This is a genomic window from Cupriavidus sp. D39 (assembly GCF_026627925.1).
Classification (GTDB): Bacteria; Pseudomonadota; Gammaproteobacteria; order Burkholderiales; family Burkholderiaceae; genus Cupriavidus; species Cupriavidus ulmosensis.
In genome coordinates this window covers 419,528-440,952 of the sequence record NZ_JAPNLE010000001.1, presented here as the reverse complement: position 1 = coordinate 440,952, position 21,425 = coordinate 419,528, and the positions used below count along the sequence as shown (strand labels likewise).

Annotated in this window: 18 protein-coding genes and 3 pseudogenes; 4 read left to right on the top strand and 17 right to left on the bottom strand. The window is 62.3% G+C overall.

Features of this window, described 5'->3' with window-relative positions:
• Positions 1–606: 606 nt before the first annotated feature.
• The 3 genes from OMK73_RS02235 (at position 607) to gcvA (ending at position 3,060) form a co-directional block, all read left to right on the top strand.
• On the top strand, positions 607–1,143 hold the full coding sequence (locus OMK73_RS02235) for a hypothetical protein (protein WP_267600507.1): 537 nt from the start codon (positions 607–609) through the stop codon (positions 1,141–1,143).
• 335 nt (positions 1,144–1,478) lie between these two features.
• Entirely contained in the window at positions 1,479–1,739 is a 261-nt protein-coding gene (locus tag OMK73_RS02230) for a hypothetical protein (protein ID WP_267600506.1), read from the top strand.
• Positions 1,740–2,148: 409 nt separating this feature from the next.
• On the top strand, positions 2,149–3,060 hold the full coding sequence (gcvA, locus tag OMK73_RS02225) for a transcriptional regulator GcvA (protein WP_267600505.1): 912 nt from the start codon (positions 2,149–2,151) through the stop codon (positions 3,058–3,060).
• Positions 3,061–3,680: 620 nt separating this feature from the next.
• Here the strand turns inward: gcvA and OMK73_RS02220 are convergent.
• From OMK73_RS02220 to OMK73_RS02195, 6 genes and pseudogenes are all read right to left on the bottom strand, one after another.
• On the bottom strand, positions 3,681–5,018 hold the full coding sequence (locus tag OMK73_RS02220; RefSeq protein WP_267600504.1) for an FAD-dependent oxidoreductase: 1,338 nt from the start codon (positions 5,016–5,018) through the stop codon (positions 3,681–3,683).
• Positions 5,019–5,100: 82 nt separating this feature from the next.
• Entirely contained in the window at positions 5,101–5,376 is a 276-nt protein-coding gene (locus tag OMK73_RS02215) for an aldehyde dehydrogenase family protein (RefSeq protein ID WP_267600720.1), read from the bottom strand.
• A 93-nt stretch (positions 5,377–5,469) separates the two neighbouring features.
• A pseudogene (locus tag OMK73_RS02210) lies at positions 5,470–6,653 on the bottom strand (NAD-dependent succinate-semialdehyde dehydrogenase); the annotation flags it as partial.
• 62 nt (positions 6,654–6,715) lie between these two features.
• Positions 6,716–8,392 (bottom strand): thiamine pyrophosphate-binding protein, encoded by a 1,677-nt coding sequence (locus OMK73_RS02205; RefSeq protein WP_267600503.1) that lies wholly within the window; start codon positions 8,390–8,392, stop codon positions 6,716–6,718.
• Positions 8,393–8,536: 144 nt separating this feature from the next.
• Positions 8,537–9,454: a tripartite tricarboxylate transporter substrate binding protein gene (locus OMK73_RS02200; protein ID WP_267600502.1), complete on the bottom strand. Its 918-nt coding sequence runs from the start codon at positions 9,452–9,454 to the stop codon at positions 8,537–8,539.
• A gap of 104 nt (positions 9,455–9,558) precedes the next feature.
• Positions 9,559–10,464, bottom strand: a complete 906-nt coding sequence (locus OMK73_RS02195; RefSeq protein WP_042876312.1) for a TauD/TfdA dioxygenase family protein — start codon at positions 10,462–10,464, stop codon at positions 9,559–9,561.
• A 176-nt stretch (positions 10,465–10,640) separates the two neighbouring features.
• Here OMK73_RS02195 and OMK73_RS02190 point away from each other — a divergent pair, with 176 nt between their 5' ends.
• Positions 10,641–11,360 (top strand): GntR family transcriptional regulator, encoded by a 720-nt coding sequence (locus OMK73_RS02190; protein ID WP_267600500.1) that lies wholly within the window; start codon positions 10,641–10,643, stop codon positions 11,358–11,360.
• 302 nt (positions 11,361–11,662) lie between these two features.
• Here OMK73_RS02190 and OMK73_RS02185 read toward each other — a convergent pair whose 3' ends face one another.
• From OMK73_RS02185 to OMK73_RS02135, 11 genes and pseudogenes are all read right to left on the bottom strand, one after another.
• A complete protein-coding gene (locus OMK73_RS02185) occupies positions 11,663–12,601 on the bottom strand; it encodes a TauD/TfdA dioxygenase family protein (protein ID WP_267600499.1) in 939 nt (312 codons plus the stop codon).
• A 115-nt stretch (positions 12,602–12,716) separates the two neighbouring features.
• On the bottom strand, positions 12,717–13,862 hold the full coding sequence (locus tag OMK73_RS02180; protein WP_267600498.1) for an acyl-CoA dehydrogenase family protein: 1,146 nt from the start codon (positions 13,860–13,862) through the stop codon (positions 12,717–12,719).
• Between the two features lie 56 nt (positions 13,863–13,918).
• Positions 13,919–14,092, bottom strand: coding sequence for a hypothetical protein (locus tag OMK73_RS02175; RefSeq protein ID WP_267600496.1), 174 nt, complete (start codon positions 14,090–14,092; stop codon positions 13,919–13,921).
• Positions 14,071–14,715, bottom strand: a complete 645-nt coding sequence (locus OMK73_RS02170) for an FAD-binding protein (RefSeq protein WP_267600495.1) — start codon at positions 14,713–14,715, stop codon at positions 14,071–14,073. The genes OMK73_RS02175 and OMK73_RS02170 overlap by 22 nt, the downstream gene beginning before the upstream one ends.
• Before the next feature lie 89 nt (positions 14,716–14,804).
• Positions 14,805–15,530, bottom strand: a pseudogene (locus OMK73_RS02165) (FAD-binding protein); the annotation flags it as partial.
• A 439-nt stretch (positions 15,531–15,969) separates the two neighbouring features.
• The gene (locus tag OMK73_RS02160; RefSeq protein WP_267600494.1) at positions 15,970–16,410 is read right to left on the bottom strand and encodes a MaoC family dehydratase; all 441 of its coding nucleotides are present in this window, start codon (positions 16,408–16,410) and stop codon (positions 15,970–15,972) included.
• Between the two features lie 43 nt (positions 16,411–16,453).
• Entirely contained in the window at positions 16,454–17,662 is a 1,209-nt protein-coding gene (locus OMK73_RS02155) for a CaiB/BaiF CoA transferase family protein (RefSeq protein ID WP_420715433.1), read from the bottom strand.
• Positions 17,663–17,760: 98 nt separating this feature from the next.
• A complete protein-coding gene (locus OMK73_RS02150) occupies positions 17,761–18,753 on the bottom strand; it encodes a Bug family tripartite tricarboxylate transporter substrate binding protein (protein WP_267600491.1) in 993 nt (330 codons plus the stop codon).
• Between the two features lie 1,099 nt (positions 18,754–19,852).
• Complete coding sequence (locus OMK73_RS02145; RefSeq protein ID WP_267600490.1) at positions 19,853–20,248, bottom strand: hypothetical protein; 396 nt, start codon at positions 20,246–20,248, stop codon at positions 19,853–19,855.
• A 10-nt stretch (positions 20,249–20,258) separates the two neighbouring features.
• Positions 20,259–20,808 (bottom strand): annotated as a pseudogene (locus OMK73_RS02140) (Hsp20/alpha crystallin family protein).
• 199 nt (positions 20,809–21,007) lie between these two features.
• Positions 21,008–21,415 carry an Hsp20/alpha crystallin family protein gene (locus tag OMK73_RS02135; protein WP_267600489.1) on the bottom strand — a complete coding sequence of 136 codons (408 nt, stop codon included), beginning with the start codon at positions 21,413–21,415 and terminating at the stop codon, positions 21,008–21,010.
• Between the last annotated feature and the right edge of the window lie 10 nt (positions 21,416–21,425).

Here is a 21,425-nt window from a genome sequence, read left to right as displayed (position 1 = left end):
ATGATCGGAGGAGCCGTGGTTGTGCGCTTGCAGACAACCAGCGAACATGGGACGATCACTGGTGTCCGTCGGACTGAAAAAGTGGACCAATCGGTTTTCCGGACTTCAGATTTTGTGCCGAAGAACTAGCCGAAATTGCGCGGTTCCTGCCAGAAGGGGCTGATACTAACGGTGCCCAAAACAGCGTCTTGACAACCAGAGGCGTCGACTTGCTAATCGCGGTGTACCGGTGGCTGCGGCGGTAATCGTGTGTTGTTGTCGATCTTTGGTGCGATGCCTTACCACGCTCTATTCCCGATCATCGGATCGCACGGCAAACGAACGTCCGCTAGCTGGAATGTTGAAAGGCCGTTGTGGGTCGGCTTCTGCCGGCTGGCGCCGGAGTAGCGGATCTCGGGGTCGATCGGGCGCTTGCCGGCCAGCGGACAGTTGGTAGTCGTTGCGCAAAGCGGACACTGGCGGTGTTCGTATGAATCTTGATTGATAAGGAGACCCGGTCTGGGTAATCTCTATGTCATTCAGCACCTTAGGTGCAATCAGCAATTCATTGCAGCGGACGCGCTAAAGCGTGCCGCTGAATTTCAACGGTAGGCGCCTGGAGGCCGCGTGCAAGTCGAAATCGTGACGAAAATCGAGGCGGCCTCACGACAACTGCGCGAGGCGATCCTGCTCTTCTTCGAGGAGCGCGATGCAATCGCGATACACACGATCGTGGCGTCCGCTCATCAGATCTTGAGCGACGTGGGAAAGCGCAAGGGTGTGCAAAGTGCGGTCAAGAACGCCGCGGCACGCCGGGACGATGAAGTTAAGTCGTTCCTTATGAGCGTAAACTACCCGTACAACTTCTTCAAACACGCGGATCGCGATCCAGATGCATCGATTAACGTCGGGCCGCTTCTTCAGCTGACGGCCGAATTCATCATGGATGGCGTGGTGATGCTTCAGCTTCTTGCGGGGAAGATCCCCATCGAAGCGAAAGCGTTTTGGGCCTGGTTCGTTTCCGTCCACCATGACCAATTCGACGACCTTCCGAAAGATGGCGAAATCTCGAAACTGCAAGTGCTCGAGGTCGGAAAGTGGCCCTTTCCAGAAATCGTCGCATTCGTTAAGTTCTCAAAAATCGCAAGCGATGCAGGCCCCTAGCCCCGCTGTGGATCGGACAGCCACAAGCGGGCTTCATACACTGCCGGCTGGCGCTCATCTCAAACGTTGAATGACCGCTTGCGGGAATTGCGAGTGTCTCTTGTGGGTCGGCTGCGGTCCTTCCCTTACCCGTTTCGGTGAATAGAGCGCGCTGAAATGAAGAGGCCGGTGTTTCCACCGGCCTGCTGAGTTTGTATGTATTGCGATGTATCGATACATACATTGCCAGTGTACCTAAGTCCCTTCGCTGGCAAGGCGGCCAGCAGACCATCCGCTTAACTATGCATGGTTAAGGTATAAGTCGAGCGGCCGGTAGCCGGCTCAGGGAGCGAGGCATGTTTGATGACGAGAAGACAAACTATTCCATCGTTGACGAGGGTGGCGAAAGGAGTACGTTGACTTTGGACAAATGGGCGGCCGACATTCTTCAAGCCGAGTTGCCGGACGTGCATACATGGGTGCAGAAGAAGTTCGATCTTGTGACGGCGAAGTTTCCGAATGAGACCAGAAGAAGGCGCGGAGATCTCGTCAGAGCCCTCGCCTACAGGGAGGCCGAGAAAAGTCCCCGCATCGCGGAAATCCTGACACAGCTCTAGTCTAGATTAGGGAGAAAAATCAGCGGCGCAGGGCAAGTGGGGCGCGGGAGGGGTCGCCGGGTGCTTGTTCGCGCCTCGCCTGCGGCATCGCATTCGAAAAGGTAAACTCAACCTCACAAAGCTGCACCTCAAAGATCCCACTGCGCCTGCTGTTTGGAAGGCAGTGCTTTCAGCACGATGATGGAACGGCGATTACGCCGTTTTTCGCTCGCGCCCGCAATTTGCACCAGAGCCGCGGTTGACGCCTGTGCGTGATGGGTTTTTCCACCGCGCGTCACTTCATTTGGAAATGACCGTGAAGCTCGGCACGGCGGCAACAAATGCGTGGACTCATTCTGGAAGATTGGAGAGGGGACGCTCAAGCGATATGTAGTTGTCATCCCATGAGCGATTGGTATAACCTTGCACGATGGGCTGGCAACTACCTTCTCTCGCTGCACTGCGTACCTTCGAGGCCGCGGCGCGACACCTGAGTTTCACCAAGGCGGCTTTGGAGCTGAATCTGACGCAGAGCGCGGTGAGCCGGCAGATTCGCGTCATGGAAGAGTATCTCGGTGTGCTGCTTTTCCAGCGCGTCAAGCAAAGGCTGGTGCTGACCGATGCAGGCCATACTTATGTGCGCGACATTCGCGCGGCGCTGGAGCAGATGCAGGCGGCCACGGTCAACCTGCTGGCCCATCAGGGCAAGGGCGGAATCCTGAACCTGGCGACGCCGCCCGCGTTCTGTGTCAAGTGGCTTATCCCCCGGCTGGAACGCTTCAGCAACGAGCATCCGGAAATCCTGGTCAACCTCGCCACGCGGGCGAGGCCCTTCGATTTCGATACGGATGCCGAGCCACTGGATGCGGCGATTCACTATGGCAACAACGACTGGCCCTCGGTGCTGTCGCACCGCCTGGTAGGGGATGAGGTGGTACCGGTCTGTTCCGCCGCCTACCTCGCCAGCCAGCTCCCGTTGAATGCCCCGGAGGATCTCCGTCGACATGTGCTGTTGCAGCAGACCCGTCGGCCTAACTGGTGGCGCGATTGGCTCGACGCCAAGCTCGTGCAAGACGTCAACGCCTGGGCGGGCCCGCGCTTCGAACACTTCTACATGATCATGCAGGCCGCCGTCGCCGGCCTGGGCGTGGCTCTTCTGCCGCGCCTGCTGGTCAACGACGATGTCCTGCTCGGGCGGCTGCTTGTCCCCTTCGACGAGCCGTTCACCACCGCCGACGCCTATTGCCTGGTCTATCCGGCCGCCAAGCGGAATGACCCCAAGCTGGAAATGTTGCGCCGCTGGCTGTTGCGAGAGGCCGAGGAAGCCAGGCAGGTCGTTTAGCCTGGCCGGCTGGTTCTATCGTCGAGCAGGGCGAACCTCTCGCGCGTAGCCATATCGCACCGGACAGGCCGCTATCCGGCCGGCATGCCATCTCGCCAAGGCAAGCGCGTGCGGCCTGCCTGATGCAAGCGGCGAGTGGACGCCCAGTACAGGGAACGCAAGGCAGGGTCGCGCGAGATCGCGACCTTGCTTGCGCAACGTTCAAGCAGTAACGGGGCTAGCGGCAGCGCGAATTCAGCCGCGCAAGCCACCAGCACCACTGCTTCCCGAACCGCATCGCGCTCAAGGCATCGCCGCAGGTCCAGGTGTACGGCGGCACAGTAAGCTTCCAGCGGAAAGGCAGAGTCGCGACGGGCCACGTTCCACAAGTGCCGCGACCGCGCTCTGACTTCGAGCAGCAATACGCTGCTGGGGCAAAGGAGGCGCCGCGCGCCTTCCCGCTGGCGCGTCTGTTTCATCGTGGAGTTCGCGGCAATGGCATGCGCCTCGAAGTGTAATCCGCTCCGGGCGAGCCACGCGTTTGCAACCGCTCGCATGCCTGCCTTGCTGGTAACGAGCCGCTCATGCCTTGTATATCTGGTCGCCTCGCGGGGCCTTGGATTGGCAAAGTGACGCGGTGCCTAGGCGCGCGGCGTCAGGATCGCACCCTCGCTTTCCAGCCGTGCCTGCAAGGGCTTCACCTGCACTGCCCGGGGATTGGCATCATGCGCCAGGCACATGGCAGCTGCCGTCCCGGCCGCCTCGCCCATGGCGAAGCAGGCGCCACCGATTCGCGCGGAAGCCTGCGCCATATGGGAGGCAGACAGGTTCCTGCCAGCCACAACAAGGTTGTCGGACCCCTTCACCAGCAGGCAGCCATAGGGGATGCCGTACCACTCGCCGTCGGGCAGGAAGTCCCACACGGTGTCGCGGCCGGCACCGTGTTTCTCGAGAGCCCACGAGGAACAGGCAATGCGGTCGTCCGGTTTCACGCACCCGCGCACATCGGCTTCCGTCAGTGTCATGTCTCCACGGATGCGCCGGCTCTCGCGGATGCCGACGCCGGCACCGATATCGATGACCCGGGCCTTGCCGAATCCAGGCACGTACTTGCGGAATACCTCCTCGTACATTGATACCTGGCGTCGACCGGTGCGCTCGGCCTCGGTCAGCTGGGCCGGGTCGAGCAGGTTGAACGGCAGTCCGTCGCCATCGCCCAACTTGGTCACATTGAGATGGAACACGCCGTCGATCGGGTTGATATGCATGCCGATAGTGGTGCGGGGTAGAGGATAGCCTTCGGCGACGGCGCTTTCCAGCAAGTCGCGCATTTGCGGGCGGGTCAGGCGCGCGGCGCGCGCCACGTCCACGTTGACGAAGCGGAACATCGACGATCCGAACTGTCTCTCGTCGCCTTTGCCGACTTCGAAATCCGCGCCGGCATGCGCAGCGACATCGCCGTCGCCGGACGCGTCGATCACCACGCGCGGCACGATGGCGCCGCGGCCCGCCTTGGACTCCACGATCACGGCGGTGACTCGCTGGCCGTCCTTCTGCACGCCGACGGCATAGGTGTGGAGCAGCACGTCTACGCCATGGGCCGCTGCCATGTCATCCGCGACCATCTTGAATGCGACGGATTCATACGGCGAGCCGACGATTTTTCCGTGGCGCAGCGGATCGAGGAAGCCATCGCGTTGCTTCAACCTATCTTCCAGTTCGAGATAGATGCCGCCTACCACGCGCGCCAGCCGCTGTTCGTCAACGATCATATGCGTACCGCAGATGCCGCCGAGCGTCACCGCGGCGAAAGTGCCGCCAAGAAAGCCGTAGCGTTCGATCAGCATCGTCCGCGCGCCGCCGCGCGATGCGGCGCAGGCGGCGGCAAGGCCGGCGGAGCCTCCCCCAACGACGAGGACGTCGGGTTCGGCGATGACCGGGATTTCCCGGGGAATCTCCTGAATGGTCTTGAGTGCCATGGGTCGTGCTCCTTTACTCTTGTGTAGTTGTTTTGCGGCGCCGGTCAATGAATGCGCAAGGTGCTTGCGCGGCACTTGTCCGCTAGCAATGCGTGATGTGTTTGATAACCAGGTAGCCGTCGAAACTCTCCGTACCGCCTTCGCTGCCGACACCGCTGTCCTTGACACCGCCGAACGGCGTTTCCGCCAGGGCGCTGCCGAAATGGTTGATGTTGACCATGCCGGCCTCCAGCGCGCCGCTTGCGTACGTCGCCGTCTTCAGTGATTCGGTAAAGACATAGGACGACAGCCCGAAGGGCAGGGCGTTGGCTCGCGCGATAGCGTCCTGTGGATCGCTGAAGCGCAGCAGTGGCGCGATGGGGCCGAACGGCTCGTTGGTCAGGAGACGAGCATCTGCTGGTAGGTCGGTAACGAGCCGAAGGGCAGGGCGTTGGCTCGCGCGATAGCGTCCTGTGGATCGCTGAAGCGCAGCAGTGGCGCGATGGGGCCGAACGGCTCGTTGGTCAGGAGACGAGCATCTGCTGGTAGGTCGGTAACGACGGTCGGTGCGAAGAAATGGCCGGTGTGACCTAGCCGGGCGCCGCCGGTGGCAATCTTTCCGCCGCGGGCAAGCGCGTCGTCCACGAAGGCTTCCATTTCCACCACGCGGCGGGCGTGGGCGAGTGGGCCCATCTCCACACCGCTGTCCAGGCCATTGCCGACCTTGATCGATGCCAGTGTTTCCGTAAACCGCGCGGCGAAGCGGTCGTACACTTTGCTCTGCACGAAGAAGCGGGACGGCGATACGCAGACCTGCCCTGCATTGCGGACCTTGAAGCGCGCAAGCATGGTGGCCGCGGTGTCCACATCCGCATCGTCGAAGACTAGCACCGGCGAATGGCCCCCGAGTTCCCATGTGCCACGCTTCATGTGGGCACCGGCCAGCGAGGCGAGCTGTTTGCCGACACCGACTGAACCCGTGAAGGATACTTTCCGCACGATCGGCGAGCGGATCAGGTAATCCGAAATTTCAGACGGCACGCCCCACACGATGTTGAGGCAGCCAGGAGGCAGGCCGGCATCGTGGAACAACCTCGCCAGCGCCACGACGGCGCTGGGCGAATCTTCCGGTCCCTTGAGGATCAGCGTGCAACCGCTGCCCAGCGCGGCCACCATCTTTCGCAGGGCCTGGTTGAACGGGAAATTCCATGGGGTGAACGCGGCGCAGACACCCACTGGCTCCCGCACCACGATCTGACGCACATTTGGCTGGCGAGGCGGAATCACGCGGCCGTAAATGCGGCGGCATTCCTCCGCATGCCACTCGGCATGCTCCGCGCAGCTCAGGACTTCGGCGATGGCTTCACTCAACGGCTTGCCCTGGTCTCGCGTGATGTTCCTGCCAATCTCGGAGGCCCGCTCACGCGCGAGCTCGGCGACCTTGCGCAGGATGCGCGAGCGACACAGCGGAGAGTTCTTGCTCCAGGATACGAAGGCGCGTTCGGCCGCGGACAGCGCGCGGTCGAGATCCGCACGGCTGGCGTGCGGCAAGTGCGCAAGGACCTCGCCCGTGGCGGGATTGCGCACCTCCTCAGTCCGGCGGCCATCGGATTCGACAAATTCTCCGTCGATATAGAGCGCAAGTGTTTCGTAGATATCGGACAATTTGAGTCCTTTCATCGGAGACTGGCTGAGTTGGCGGTGCCCGCCACCCGGCCTTACTGAGGGAGGCTCGCCTGAAGGTCGGCGAGAGTGCGGCGCGACGTCACCGCGCGGACATCGGTACGGACTTCGATCAGTGCTGCCTTGCCACTCGATCGTGCGCGTTCGAATGCGGCCGCGAAGTCCTGGGTGGAGGTCACGGTTTCGCCGTGCGCGCCATAGGCGCGCGCCAGTGCGGCGAAGTCCGGATTCACCAGCTGCGTGCCGGATGGCCGCTCGGGGTAGTGCATCTCCTGGTGCATGCGAATGGTCCCGAACACGCCGTTGTTAACAACAATGAAGATCACGGCAGCGTCATGCTGGATAGCCGTGGCCAATTCCTGACCATTCATCATGAAGCAGCCATCGCCCGCGAAACAGACCACGGTTCTCTTCGGCGCAGCCAGCTTGGCCGCCACTGCTGCCGGCACCCCATAGCCCATCGCTCCGTTGGTGGGCGCCAACTGGGTTCGCCAAGGCTTGTACTGGAAGTAGCGGTGGACCCAGCCGGCATAGTTGCCGGCGCCATTGGTGATGATGGCGTCTTGCGGCAGGGCTTGCGCGAGCCCCTTGACGATCAGGGCGAGGTCGACGTCAAACGGTTGCGCCTGTGGCTCGATGTCGGCCAGATACTCGCGGTTGCTGTCGAGGGTCCATTGCCGCCAGGGGCCGCACGGGATATCTTCCAGTTCGGCCAGCTGGCTGGCGAAGCGTGGCATTGCTGCGTTGATCGGCAGGGCCGGCTGGTAAAGGATACCGAGCTCTTCGGCGGCCGCATGGACATGCACGAGCGTCTGGCGCGCGTCAATGGGATCGACCAGGGTGTAGCCATTGGTGGTGGCCTCGCCCAGCCGGGCACCAACCACCAGTAGCAGGTCTGCCTGTTTCACGCGGTCGGTCAGTTGCCGACTCATGCCTAGCCCGATGTTGCCGGCATAGTTGGGATGGCGGTTGTCGAACAGGTCCTGACGGCGGAATGCGGTAGCAACGGGCAGGCCGGCCGCTTCGGCGAAGCGCTGGATGTCGCGGCAGGCTTCGGCGATCCAGCCGCTTCCGCCGAGAATCATCAGCGGGCGCTGGGCGTTGCAGAGCAGGCTGCGCAGCGTCCGCAGGTCCTTGCTGCTCGCCGATGGTTGGGCAATCTGGCATGGTGCGGTGTCCCGCACCGTGGCGCTTGCGGTCAGCATGTCTTCCGGCAGCGCCAGAACGACCGGTCCGGGCCGGCCAGACATGGCGATCTGGAAGGCGCGGTTGACGTATTCGGGAATGCGTTGCGCCGAGTCGATACTGGCAACCCATTTCGTCATCTGGCCGAACATACGCCGGTAGTCGATCTCCTGAAATGCTTCGCGGTCGACGAAATCGCTGCCGACCTGGCCAACGAACAGGATCATCGGCGTCGAGTCCTGGTAGGCGGTGTGGACGCCGATGCTGGCATTGGTCGCGCCAGGCCCGCGCGTGACAAAGCAGATGCCCGGCTTGCCAGTCAGCTTGCCGTAGGCTTCGGCCATGAATGCGGCGCCGCCTTCCTGGCGGCAGGTGACCAGGCGGATCGTGTCTTGCGTGTCGTGCAGTGCGTCCAGCACGGCCAGGTAACTTTCGCCCGGCACACAGAAGGCCATATCGGTGCCTTGCACCTTGAGGGCATCGACCAGGATTTGACCGCCGGAGCGGGTACTCGCGTTGTCAGGCATCGCTTCGATAGATAAAGAGTGGCCATCGGGCACCGCGTGGGGGCCCGGCCTGTAGTCAGGATTCGAGGGGAGAACCCGGCCGGGACGGGCACAGGTCGTGGGAGCTGTCCGGCCGCTATTCGGTTCAGTTCAGTACGGTTCAGCTCAGTTGAGGGTGATCTTGGCTTCCCGGATCACGGCGCGCCATTTCCCGATTTCGTTGCGCACGAAGGTATCGGTCTTCTGCGGCGTGCTGCGCACGGCCTCAGCGCCCAGTTCGGCAAGCTGCTTCCTGAATGCCGGCTCCTCGGCCGCCGCATTCAAGGCGGTGCTCAAGGTGCCGATCACCTGAGGCGAGGTCTTCGCCGGCGCGAACAGCCCGAACCATCCCAGCACTTCGTAGTCACGCAAGCCTGTCTCGACCACCGTTGGCGCGTCGGGCAACAGCTGCGAGCGTTTGCTGCTGGTCACCGCGAGCGGGCGCAGCGAGCCGCTTTTGATGTGCGGCAGCATCACGGCGATGTTGTCGAACATGATTGGCGTGCGGCCGGCGAGCAGGTCGGGCAGGGCGGCGGAACTGCCTTTGTAGGGCACGTGGAGCATGTCGACACCCGCCGCCTTCTTGAACAGTTCGCCGGCCAGGTGCTGGCCCGTTCCCGGGCTCGACGAAGCATAGGCCAGCTTGCCGGGGTGTTCCTTCAGATAAGACACCAGTTCGGGAACCGAGTGTACCGGCAGCTTGGGATTGACGACGAGCACATAGGGCGTGGTTGCCACCAGGCCGACCGCCGCGAAATCCTTCTCGGTGTCGAAGGGCTGGTTGGCGTAGAGCGTCGCGTTGGTCGCGTGACTGCTCGGCGCGAACAGCAGCGTATCGCCATCAGCGGGGGCCTTGGCAACCATGCTTGCGGCGATCGACCCGCTCGCGCCAGCCCGGTTTTCCACAATCACGGTCCGGCCCAGCCTGGCGCCCAGGTTATTGGCAACCAGGCGCGCGATGACGTCTGTCGTGCCGCCCGGCGGAAATCCCACGACGATCCGCACTGGCGGTTCGGCGCGAACAGGCCCCGCCACGCCAGCCATGGCAGCCATCCCAGCCAGCAAGGCAAATACCACGGCGCGTCTGGCCGCTTTGTCGATGTATCGCTTCATGTCTCCTCCTTATTCGATGGTGCCGGGCTTGCAGTTCAGGACACCGCGACCAGTGCGCTCTTGGCCGAGCCTTCCTCGTGCTCATCGGGCAGGACGTAGCCGGATTTTTCGCCCAGCATGGAGCAACGCATCATGTGGCGCGGCTGGGACTGGTCGAAATCCTTCAGCGCGATATGCAGCGTGCAGCGGTTGTCCCACATCACCACGTCGTTGAGATTCCAGCGGTGCCGATAGACAAACTCCGGCGAGGTCGCATGCATGTTGAGGAAATCGAGAATAGGCTGGCTTTCTTCCTCGGTCATGCCGACGAAGTTGCGGACCCGCTCGCTGACGAACAGCGACTTGCGACCGGTGTCGGGATGGACTCGCACCAGGGGATGGACGATGGGTGGGTTCTTGGCCTTCAGGTCAGCGACCTGGGCAGGGTCGCGTCGGTTGAAACCCTTGATCAGCGTGATGTCGTGCACAGCCTCCAGGCCATCGACGAACTTTTGCATGATCGGGCTGAGCGTCTCGTAAGCCATGTACATATTGGCAAACATCGTATCTCCCCCGACATCCGGTTTTTCCTTGCACATCAGCACGGACCCTTTAGCGGGGCGATCGGTGTAGGAGAGGTCGGCGTGCCAGTTGCGGCCGGTGTTCCGCGTCTGGGACGGCTTGCCGTTGACCTGTTTATTGGTGACCAGCAGCACCTCGGGATATTCCGGGTGTCTGTAATAGGGCACATTTTCATTGCGCTCAATGTCACCCAGCTTGCCCGTGAATTCGATCAGTTGCGGCGGCGTCAGATCCTGGCCAGGAAAGACCAGCACGAGGTGTTGGTGCCATGCGGCGTTCACCTGATCCACCTCGGTGCTTGACAGGGGCTTGCGCAGGTCCAATCCAAGAACCTCTGCGCCTGCTGCGTAGCCAAGCGGACGCACTTCGATATTGCTCATCGTTATCTCCGGGACGATTGTTCGATTCCACCTCGCTGGAGGGGTGCAGTCAGTATATTTTGTCGCCTGTCTTATGTCGACAAAAAACATTGATGAGGAGAGGGGCATTCCACAGCATTCGGGCGCGGAGGGTCTGGACGGATATACTTGGCCTCACAAATTCTTGAGCTTTCCTTATGTCCGGCCCCAATTCCTTCTTTGAATCCCAGACGGTCCAAGTCGGCCGCCTGGCCAAGTCGCTTCCCGAGCAAGTAGCGGAACAGTTGCTTGCGGCTGTTGCCGAAGGTGCGTTGGAACCAGGCGAGCGCCTGAAGGAGGAGATGTTCGCGGAACGCTTCGCCGTGAGCAGGAGCACCATCCGGGAAGCCATTGCCCTGCTGGAGCGGCGTGGCATCGTCGAGCGCGTCGCCCGCTATGGTGCCCGCATCGTGATGGTTGACGCCGGCGAGATCGAAGAGATCTTCAATATACGGGCGCAGTTGCTCGGCCTGGCTGCCCGCCTTGCCGTCGAGAAAGGATCGGATGAACTGATCACAACGCTGCAGGCGCAGGCCGCGAAACTGCGCAATCTGGCCAATGACCCGACCACGGAGCCAGCCGACTACGCTAGTACCTCGATCGAAACGCAACGCCTGCTCGTGGCTGCCAACGGGCGCAAGCGGCTAGTCTCGATCTATGAGGATCTGAGCAACCATGCGGTGTGGCGGTATGCCATCCGGGAAAAATCGATCAGCTTCCGCACCGCTCAACGCCGCATGGAGTCGGCGGACGACTGGGAGAGGCTGGTGGCTGCTATTGCTGCGCGCGACGCCGATGGCGCTGAGCGCAACGCGAAGGCTTTGCTGCAGGCGTCATACCTAGCTGTGAAAGATCAGTTGGAAGGCAATGACGCTTGAAACAGTGGGTAAGCTTGGCGCCGAGGATGCGAGCCGTCACGTTCGAGGCGCCACCCGGCGGGTAAGGAACCATGAACCGGATTGGCTGCTTGCCCGGCCATGCCTGTGCCTGCGCGGCTGCCGGGATTGCTAGCGCGGCTGTCAACGCCAGGCCGATCCTTTGCAGGATTGCCGCCTACGTCCTGTTTTTACCTCCGTGAGTCCTATGCTCAAGGGCAGTGCCAGAGCTTGGCTGCGACGCTCCGCGCAGCAGCTTTGCTTGGGCTCCTCGCACGGGCAAGCCGCTGGTGGTGAACAAGGGCTCAACCAATGTCCAGCGTGGTGGTACGGCGCAGTTCCCGGGGATACCTTGTGTCGTCGAAGGGGCGTGCGCGATGCATGGTGGCGCGGTTGTCCCAGATGACGAAATCCTCGGCGCGCCATGCATGCCGGTACACGAATTGCTGCTGGGTGGCGTGCTCGGTCAGGTCCAGCAACACCAGCCTGCCCTCGGGAACAGGCCGCTCGACGATATGGGAGGCATGCGAGGCGAGGTAAAGCGACTTCCGCCCGGAGCCGGAAATGGTACGGACCAGCGGATGAACCGCACCCTTGAGCTTCTGCTTTTCCTCCTCGGTGAAATCGAATCCGATCACATGCCGGGAGTAAGCGATAGAGTGATGGACATTCAGTCCCTCCAGGCCGGCCCGGGTGTCGGCGTCGAGGGCATCGTAGGCGGCACGCATATCGGCGAATTCCGTGTCGGCACTGACCGGCGGCACCACCCGGGCAGACAGCATGGAGTAGCGGCCCGCCGGGTTCTCGAACGATGCATCGGTGTGCCACAGTCGGTTGCTCAGCGTGCTAACGCGGCGGCGATCGTTTGCGTCCAGCAATTCGCCCTTCTCGTTGACGTTCGAGATATCGGTAAGCGCCTCGTTCCCGAAGCGGTTCTTGCCCAGGACCGACACTGAAGTCTTTGCGTGCAGCGTGCCGTCCAAGCGTTGTGCAAAAGCCAACTGCTCCTCATTGCTGAATAGCTGGTTGCGAAACACGAGCACGGCGTATTGGTCCATGCCGGCCCGGATCTGGTCCAGCAGAGCGGGATCGTATGCGTCGCGCAGATCGATAGCGCTGACTTCAGCGGAAAAATGCGGGTGAAGGCTGCGGAACGTTAAAGTCATGCTGAGTCCTTTCAGTGACTGGATGTCTCGGTTCGTCAGTGGCGATGGGAAAGGGATGGACATCGCGGGCGCCGGCATTGCGGATCTTCTCGCCGATGTCCTGTGCTTGCAGCTGGGCAACAGAAGGCTTGCGGTCTCGGATTCACTGTGTCCCCTTTCTATCTGCCCTTCCTTTTTGCCCGCAGGCGTCGCTTCAGTGGAACGCGTCGATACCGGTCAGCTTCCGGCCGATGATGAGCTGGTTTATCTGGGTAGTACCGTCCGGGATCGTCAGCATGCGGGCATTGCGAAAATGCCGTTCGACCGGGAATTCCTTGGTGATGCCGAAAGCCCCGTGGACCTGGATGGCCTTGGAGGTGATCCGCTGCGCGGCCTCGGTGGCAAACGACTTGGCGATGGCGGCTTCCAGTTCGCATCGCTTTCCTGCCGCCATCATCCACAATGCGCGATAGACCAGCAGCCGCGAGGCCTCTAGGTCGCTGGCCATTTCAGCCAGCATCGCTTGTACCAGTTGGTGTCCGGCGATCGGCTTGCCGAACTGCGTGCGCTGCCTGGCGTAATCGATGGCGTCGTCGAGCGCACGCTGCGCGATCCCCAGCGCCAGTGTGGAAACGAAACAGCGCGACCGGTCGAATCCTTTCATGGTTTCACGCAGGCCGGCACCGATGCCGCCCAGCAGGTTCTCTTCCGGCACGACCACGTCGTTGAAGAGCACCTGGCCGAGCGGCCAGCCATTCAGCCCGAGCTTGGGGATTTCCGCCGTTTCGAATCCGTGCTCCTCGCGATCGACGAGAAACATCGAGAACTCGTCGTCGCCGGTGCGGGCGACGACCACAACCATGTCGGCAATCGATGCATTCGACGTCCACATCTTCTCGCCACTGATGCGAAAGTACTTGCCATCGCGCACTGCGCGTGTGCGCATCTCGCGAACGCTCGAGCCGATGCCCGGCTCGCTGATGGCGGAGCAGCCGATCATGTCGCCGCTCATCAGTCTGGGCAGATAGCGCGCCTTGACCGCGTCGGAGCCGTTCGCGTACACCTTCAAGGCAGCCCCCTCGGCCACCCAGGCAAGACCGGCGACGTCTGGCGTTACCCGCGCCAGCGCTTCGAACAGCAGCCCGCTAGTCAGGAAATCGTAGCCCGCGCCGCCGCCGTCCTCAGGCACCCAGCCCGAGCCCACGCCATACGGCACCATGATCTTCATCAAGCGATGCGCCGCCTCTTTCGAGAATGCCTGATCGCGGAACCCAGCAGCGATCGGCGCAATGTCGCGATCGACCAGACGGGTCCAGCCGTCAAGCGCCATCCGCTGCTCTTCAGTGAATTCAAAATCCATGAGCTCTGTCTCCTCTGTTCCTATGTCTCAATGCAGAATCAAGCGATTCACCTAGCCTACTGGATCGCCATCGCTTCCTTGATCATGCGACCCTCGGCATCGCGGCGGAAGCTGGTGTGACGCAGCCAGTTGGCATCGTCGCGGGCGGGGAAATCCGTACGTTGGTGCGCACCCCGGCTCTCGGTACGCGTCAGCGCGGCATCAAGGATCATGTGGGCGGTGGTGGCCATGCGCCGGGCTTCCCCAACTCAATTATGTCGGCGAGGCTTGAGGTGCTCGCATTTGCGAGCCGGTCGGAAATGGTGTGCATTGCCTGCTGGCCCTCGACCAGCGCAGCGTGGCAGCGCCAAATGCCGGCCGCGCGCGAGAGCGTCTGCCGGATCGCTTCCTTGGTCTCGGCGGCGCTAGCGGTGCCGCTGCCGTTTCGCGCGGTGAGATCCGCCACGGCCCGCGCCTCGAATTCGCCCCAGGGACGGTCCTTGCGCTCCAGCAAGCCGGCGGCGGCGGCGGCGGCGCGTCCCGCGATCGCACCGAATACCAGTGTGTCGCTGCACCCGTTTCCCGCCACCCGGCTTGCGCCGTGCACGCCGCCCGCAGCTTCTCCCCCGACGTACAGGCCCGGCACGCCGGTCCAGCCGTTCTCGTCGATGTGGACGCCGCCCATGATGCTGTGCGCGGCCGGCGCGACCAGCGGCGCCTGCCGCGCAGGATCCACGCCTGCGGCACGCAGCCGGCTGCAGTGCGAGACGTAGCTCTCGAGTTGCTCGGTCGTAAGCCGCGTAGTATCGAACAACACGCCACCTTCGGGAAACGCGCGGCCCGCGTCGATTTCTTGCTGGATGTACAGGGCCATCCTCGCCTTCTCAATGCCGCGCTCGGCCAGCGGGGGTTGTAGTGCATCATGAAGCGCTCGCCATGGACATTGCGCAATTGGGCGCCGTCGCCCAGCATGGCGGTCGGCATTTCCATGCCGCGGCATGCTTCGGGCCAGATTGTCACTACCGGCTCGAACTGCACGAACTCCATGTCGATCAGGCGCGCGCCGGCGTCGAAGGCCAGGCCGAACGCATCGGCCCCGACATCGACGGGGTAGGTGCTGTCGGTATAGAGACGGCCTATGCCGCCCATGGCCATCACCACGGCGCGGGCCCGAACCGCGGTCAGTGTCCCGGAATGTGGCCTCCACAGCAGGGCGCCGACGACGTCCTCACCATCGCATAGCAAGTCGACCACTTTGTGGCCGCCAACTGCCTGGATGCCGTCCGCCCTCGCGCGCGTCATCATTGCTTCCAGAATCGCGCGGCCGGTGCCTGCGGGAATGTAGACCGAACGGGGATAGGTATTGCCGGAGAGATGGCGTTGCAGCGCCTTCGGCCTGGCGTCGGCGCAGGCTTGCGGGCTGTACGCGAACGGCACGCCCATCGCGGCGAGTTCCTCGTAGGCGGGGTTCGACTGGTCAGCCAGCGCGCGCACCAGGCGCCGGTCATTCAGGCCGTAGCCGCCGCGGATCATGTCGTCGAAGAAGATCTCCGGCGTATCGCGCGCGTCGGCATGCCCAAGCGGCGCATTGAATCCGATCACGTAAGGCGATGCCCCGTGGCCGCGATAAGCGATCATGACTTGCGCCCCCGCCCTGCGTGCCGCCAGTGCCGCACGATAGCCACTCATGCCGCCGCCAAGGACGAGCACATCCGTGTGCGTGTGTTCAAGCTTCAGCAGCATGGCCAATGCTCCATCGTTGTAGTTTCAAGGCGAGACGGCAAGAAGCGGCAAGGAACGGGAGTGCACATGAGCAGGGATGGAAGTTGAATGCAAGCATGGATTCCGTGGGATCGCCAGGCAAGCGCTCAAGCGATACGTAGTTGTCATCCCATGAGGAATTGGTATAACTTCGCGCCGGGGGCTGCTATCCGGCAGCCAAGCGCAACGACCCGAAACTCGAGATGCTGCGCCGCTGGCTGCTGCGAGAGGCTGAGGAAGCCGGACAGGCAGGCTGACAGCCGGCCTGTCCGGGACAGCCTCGTTCGCCGCGCCGGGCGAGTTCACTTGCGCAAGGCAGTTGCACCCCGTTTGGGGGATGCGCTGCCTGGTTCAGCCGATCAGAAGACTAGTCGACAAAGGCACGCAGATGGACGGCCGATCCCACCGTCTCGCCGCGCTGGTTGGTACAGGTGCATTCGTTGTAGATGCGCTTTTTCTCGAGATCCACCTGGATGATGGTGTACTTGGTCGTGATGGTGTCGCCGAACTTCACCGGAGCCGTGAACCGCACCCTGTCGTACCCGAGCGAGACAGTTCGCCCGATACGCATCCTGGAGGAAGCCGCCGACATGAAGCCGACCATCAACGCCCCGTGGGCGAGTCGCTCGCCGTACATCCCTTGCTTCATGTATTCCTCATCGACGTGGTTCGGCGAGAAATCGCCGGTCACTCCAGAGAACAGGTAGACGTCGCTCTCCGATACCGTCTTGGTGAAATACAAGGTCGTGCCGATTTCAACGTCTTCGAGTTTGCCGGACATCGACTGCACATACTCAATATTTTCCATCGCTTCATCTCCTCCTTCGAAAAACACGCGGCCCGCGCGGGATTCAGATCACCTTCGCTTCCCTTAGCGCGGCAATGCGTTCGCCGCTGAGGCCAAGCCATTCGCGCAACACTTCCTCGCTGTGCTCGCCGAGCAGCGGTGGCGCAGTCCAGTCCATTGCCACGTCGAATGCCGAGAACTTGGTGGCCGATCCCATTTGCGGCAGGGCGCCGTAGGCCTGGTGCTCGACGTGGCGCAGCATGCCGCGGTGCAGGACCTGCCGATGCCGAAAAACGGCTTCCATATCATTGACGGGGGCGCACGGCACTTTTGCCGCTTCGAGCGCGCCGATCAGGTCCATGGTCTTGTATTTGATGACCTCGCAGTCGAGGATAGGGTAGAGCGCCTCCCGGTTGGTGACACGGCCCGCAAGGTCGGTGAAGCGCGGGTCGTCGAGCAGGTCCTCGCGCCCCAGCACGCCGAGGAATGCCGCGAAGATATTCTGGTAGCCGGCGCCGATCACGGCCCACCCGTCCGCCGTCTCGAACGCCTTGTAGGGTGCTTGCTGTGCGTGCTCGGATCCCCATTTCCGCGGATTCGTCCCGGTGAGCAGATATTCCAGCGCGGCGTTCGCCAGGAACGCGACCTGCCCTTCGAGCAGGCTGGTCTCGACCTTTTGCCCCCGACCGGTGGTCGCGCGCTGCAGCAGTGCCGCCAGTACGGCCGACTGACAGTTCATCCCGGCGATCATGTCGAAGGCCGAGGTGCCAAGCTTGATCGGCTTGCCGTCGGGCTCGCCGGTGATGCTCATATAGCCACCGACGGCCTGGATGGTCAGGTCGAACGCGCCTTGTAGCATGTCCGGCCCGTCCGCACCTAGGCCGGAGATGGAAGCAAAGATCAGGCGCGGATTTTCGGCCGACAGGCGTTCGTAGCCCAAGCCCAGGCGCGGCATCACGTCGGGCCTGAAATTCTCCAGTACCACGTCCGCCTCCATGCAGAGTCGGTAGGCGATCTGCTTGCCTTCCGCGGTCTGCATGTCGAGCGTGAGCGAGCGCTTGTTTCGATTGGCTGCGAGGAAGGTGATGCCGATGCCATGGTGGAACGGCGGTCCCTGCGTACGCAACGGATCGCCGCTGCCAGGCAGCTCCACCTTAACCACCTCGGCGCCGAGGTCGGCCAGCAGCATAGCGCAATACGGTCCGGCGAAGACTCGGGTGAAATCGACAATCCTGATACCTGACAGCGGCTTGCTGCCCGCCTCTTGATCCATTTTGATTCCCTTAGTTGAAAGCAGGTTCGGACGCCGTCATGGCGAAGCCGGAGGGGGCGCCATGACGGATCGTTGTTGCGTTTGCGCGAGCCGCGCGCTCAGTCGAGCTTGACGTTGGCAGTCTTGGCGACTTTCGCCCACTTGGCGATTTCCGAGCCAAGGTAGGTCTGGAATTGCTCCGGTGTGCCGCCCATTGCCTCTGCGCCTACCGAAGACAGATGGTTCCTGAACTCCGCCGTGGCGAGGATCCGGTTGATCTCATCGTGCAGCTTGTCGATAATGGGCTTGGGTGTTTGCGCCGGCGCCATTACGCCGCCCCAAGAGACCGCCTCGAAGCCCGGCATGCCTGCCTCGGCAACGGTCGGGACATTGGGTAGGGCGTTGATGCGGTTGGCGGTGGTGACGGCCAGTGCCTTGAGCCGCCCGGATTGGATGTGAGGGGACGCGGCCAGCACGGTGGCGAACATCACGGCGACACGTCCGGCCATCACGTCTTGCAGGGCGGGAATATCGCCCTTGTAGCCGATTGTCTTGATATCGATACCCGCGTTCGTCTTGAACAATTCCATCGCTAGGTGGCCGGCGGTGCCGTTGCCGGAGGCGGCATAGGACAAGGCACCGGGTACCGCTTTCGCCTTGGCGATGAGGTCGCCGACCGAGTTGATGCCAACCGACGGACTCGCCACCATGACGAGGGGTACCAGGCTTGTCAGCGTGACCGGACTGAAATCCTTGACCGCATCGTAGGGCAGCTTGCTATAGACGCTGGGATTGATCGCGCTTGGCCCGATGTTGGTCATCAGGATCGTATAGCCGTCTGGCGCGGCCTTGCCGACCTGGCTCAGCGCGATGATGCCGTTGGCGCCGGCGCGATTCTCAACCACCACCGGTTGCTTGAAGGTTTCGCCCATGCGCTGGGCAATCAGCCGCGCAATGATGTCCGAGGCACCGCCGGGCGGGTAGGGGACGACGAAAGTGATGGCCTTGCTGGGGTAGGCCTCGGCGGACGCCTGCAGCGAGCTGATGGCGAGGCAGACTGCCGCAAGCAGTAACCTGATCGCACGTGACCTCGCTTGAATTTTGAACAACATACGCTCCTCCATTGTTTTCTCAGGGTGTGCTACCTTGACCATCCATCGAAGCTGCCGTAGCAGACCGGATCGTGTGCGAGGCCGGAATCCGCGGGTGAAAACCAGTGAAACATCCATTCCCCTAATGATGCTTCGGCCTCGCTTCAGAACGAAGATGTGTATGCAAAGTATGGTTTAGGGGAGCCGCCCTCACAAACGATATGAAATCGCGAGATCATGAGTAAATGTGCTGATAGCCGCTGCATCCAAGACCCGGCAATCCGTTAACTTCATGGTCGCGACCTGGCCCGATTGGGGGCGCTATCGCGGGCGTGGCCCGGCGCCGCCGAAAAGGGCGAGCTCGTGCGCGTGACTCTTGTGAAGGTTTATCCCGACGCGACACAATCGACGGCGTCCAAATACCGTGCACGATCGTGCGCCGAAGAGCCTGGCTGCCCACCGAGGGGAAGTGAACGGGAGGTCCGACAGGAGCCATTGTGGACCCTTGAATGGGCTAGATCTGGCGCTGCTGTGATGGTATCCCTGACGCGCTGTACCGGCAGCGATTTGGTACGCGGGCCGCCGGCTACCAGAGCCCGATGAAGGAGGAGGCTGGCCGATTAAATGACTACGCCCGGGACCCGCAGACCGTTGGTGCAATGAGTATAGGTCGCATGGGGCTCTCGACAAGCCCCGTTCCGCCGCGAACCAAAGCCGCAAGGTAAGCCGGGCTCCGTCCGAGTGGATGAGCGAGCGGCAAAATGTAGTTGGCAGTCGTCTCGACCAGGCCGCCGATGTCTATCTAGACTCGAGAAGCACGACAGCATCGGCGGGAAGGGTTCGACCGGCTAGCGTAGCCGAGTCTCGATCGATCGATGGCGCCGAGGCCTGCAAGCGCGTTGTCGGTTTCGCTCAGGCCGAGCGTTGGCTGCAAGACCTTCCGAGCTCTTGACGTGATGTGGCGGGGATGCGCTAGACATCCCCGCTGAGTTGTTAGGATCGCATGGCGCCCGCCGTCGCCGCACCAAGCGACAAATCCTCTCGGCGCGCAGCGGGTAGCGCGCCGAGTGCCAGGATCGGCATCGAAAGCGCCATTGGCTCGGCCAACGTGCCCGGCGCTTCACTGGATTGGCGGCACAATGCCAAGCTTTTCGGCCAGCATCCGCTCATACATGCCGAAGTGCGTGTCCACCTCCGTTTGACTGACCACCTCGACCTCCACGTTGACTTGGTCGGGCGCCAGTCCGAACATCGTGGCCAGTGCCAACTCTAGGTGGGGCGCCGCTTCTCGGTCTTTCGCGAAGGTCGTGCCGACACTGATCGTATAGGTCTTCTCGCCTTCTGCCGTGACCTCCACCAAGCGGGCCCGCGCACTCAAGTTATTCTCGATCGCAATTTTGGCCAGCTCCGCCATGCTCCGCGTTCTGTCGGTAGGGAAACCGCGGGCACACCTAAGTCGCACCCGATGTTTGCCCAGCGTTAGCCCTTCAGAATCGAATTCCGTTGAAGTCTCCATCCGGATCGTCTCACTTAACTTCGATCTTCCTGACCGCAGGCTGCGATGAGCCAGTCTTGGGTAGGCGTAGTGTCAATAGTCCTCTTTCGAATTTCGCATCAACGTGATCCACGTCGACACCATCCGGCAGAGGAATACTGCGCATGAATGCGCCGTACGCTCGCTCCAGACGGTAGCAGCCGTTCTCTTCGCTCCGAATGTCCTGCTTCTTATCACCCCGCAAGAGCAGGGCGCCATCTTCGATGGTGGTCTGCAGGTCTTCGCGGTCCATACCGGGCAGCTCAGCCGTGATCCTCAGGGCCTCGCCATCGTCGACCACATCGATCCGAGGTTGAAAGCGAGACGAACTGAAGTCGCCGAACCATCGATCCAAACCACCGAAGCCCGCGCCCGGTTCGTGCAGGAATTCTCCCATCGCTCGCCAGGGATCGCTAGAAAACAGCCGCGAAACGTCAGGCCAGTCGGGCGTGCCGTGCCTCGGCGCGGGGACGTTTGACGCATTCCCCTGTCGTCTTCCGTAGGAACTTGAAGGGGTTCCATTTGCCCAGTTCCGTTTTCATCTTACCCTCCTGCCAAATGCTCATTTGATGGGTACGAATGACTGTCGGCAACGACCGGTCGCGCCCGGCCATCGGCGACGCCGCAAGGCCCAGCCATGGTGGTGGGGCCGCCGATATGGTCATCCGCGTCTTCTTGGGGGCGACGGTGGCGCCCACCCGGACGCCACCTTTTCCAGTGCCGCGGATGGCCCTCCAGCATTCACCCGGCGGTAACCGCAATGCGACGTGGCCGCGCTTCGTCACGGCGTGGGATCGTCAGCTTCAGCACGCCATCCTGCAGGTGCGCGTCAATCTTCGACGTATCGAACTCGGGACTCAGAGAAAACGCGCGTGCGAAGTGCGGCTCGCGAATTTCCGCATGTTGCACCCGCAGGCCAGACGGTGTCGGCACCACGGCTTCCGCCTCGATATGGAGGTTGCCATCGTGGACATTCACATTGAGCTTGTCCTTGGTGACGCCCGGCAGGTCGGCCCAGACGGTGACACCATTGCTGTCCTCGAAGATGTCAACTGCGGGAAGCAGCGTGACTCTGGGCGTTGGCCTGTCTTCCTGGCGTTTTGCAACCGCGCTCTGGTCGCGTTCAACGACTTGGGTAGTGTCGCTCATGGCTTTCTCC

Excerpts from the sequence above, each read along its gene's own strand:
- OMK73_RS02200 (WP_267600502.1), bottom strand. The coding sequence starts at position 9,454 with ATGGCTGGCGTGGCGGGGCCTGTTCGCGCCGAACCGCCAGTGCGGATC.
- OMK73_RS02205 (WP_267600503.1), bottom strand. The coding sequence starts at position 8,392 with ATGCCTGACAACGCGAGTACCCGCTCCGGCGGTCAAATCCTGGTCGAT.
- OMK73_RS02220 (WP_267600504.1), bottom strand. The coding sequence starts at position 5,018 with ATGGCACTCAAGACCATTCAGGAGATTCCCCGGGAAATCCCGGTCATC.
- gcvA (WP_267600505.1), top strand. The coding sequence starts at position 2,149 with ATGGGCTGGCAACTACCTTCTCTCGCTGCACTGCGTACCTTCGAGGCC.
- OMK73_RS02180 (WP_267600498.1), bottom strand. The coding sequence starts at position 13,862 with ATGGATTTTGAATTCACTGAAGAGCAGCGGATGGCGCTTGACGGCTGG.
- OMK73_RS02170 (WP_267600495.1), bottom strand. The coding sequence starts at position 14,715 with ATGGCCCTGTACATCCAGCAAGAAATCGACGCGGGCCGCGCGTTTCCC.
- OMK73_RS02190 (WP_267600500.1), top strand. The coding sequence starts at position 10,641 with ATGTCCGGCCCCAATTCCTTCTTTGAATCCCAGACGGTCCAAGTCGGC.
- OMK73_RS02230 (WP_267600506.1), top strand. The coding sequence starts at position 1,479 with ATGTTTGATGACGAGAAGACAAACTATTCCATCGTTGACGAGGGTGGC.
- OMK73_RS02145 (WP_267600490.1), bottom strand. The coding sequence starts at position 20,248 with ATGGAGACTTCAACGGAATTCGATTCTGAAGGGCTAACGCTGGGCAAA.
- OMK73_RS02195 (WP_042876312.1), bottom strand. The coding sequence starts at position 10,464 with ATGAGCAATATCGAAGTGCGTCCGCTTGGCTACGCAGCAGGCGCAGAG.
- OMK73_RS02135 (WP_267600489.1), bottom strand. The coding sequence starts at position 21,415 with ATGAGCGACACTACCCAAGTCGTTGAACGCGACCAGAGCGCGGTTGCA.
- OMK73_RS02160 (WP_267600494.1), bottom strand. The coding sequence starts at position 16,410 with ATGGAAAATATTGAGTATGTGCAGTCGATGTCCGGCAAACTCGAAGAC.
- OMK73_RS02175 (WP_267600496.1), bottom strand. The coding sequence starts at position 14,092 with ATGGCCACCACCGCCCACATGATCCTTGATGCCGCGCTGACGCGTACC.
- OMK73_RS02185 (WP_267600499.1), bottom strand. The coding sequence starts at position 12,601 with ATGCCGGCGCCCGCGATGTCCATCCCTTTCCCATCGCCACTGACGAAC.
- OMK73_RS02155 (WP_420715433.1), bottom strand. The coding sequence starts at position 17,662 with ATGGATCAAGAGGCGGGCAGCAAGCCGCTGTCAGGTATCAGGATTGTC.
- OMK73_RS02150 (WP_267600491.1), bottom strand. The coding sequence starts at position 18,753 with ATGTTGTTCAAAATTCAAGCGAGGTCACGTGCGATCAGGTTACTGCTT.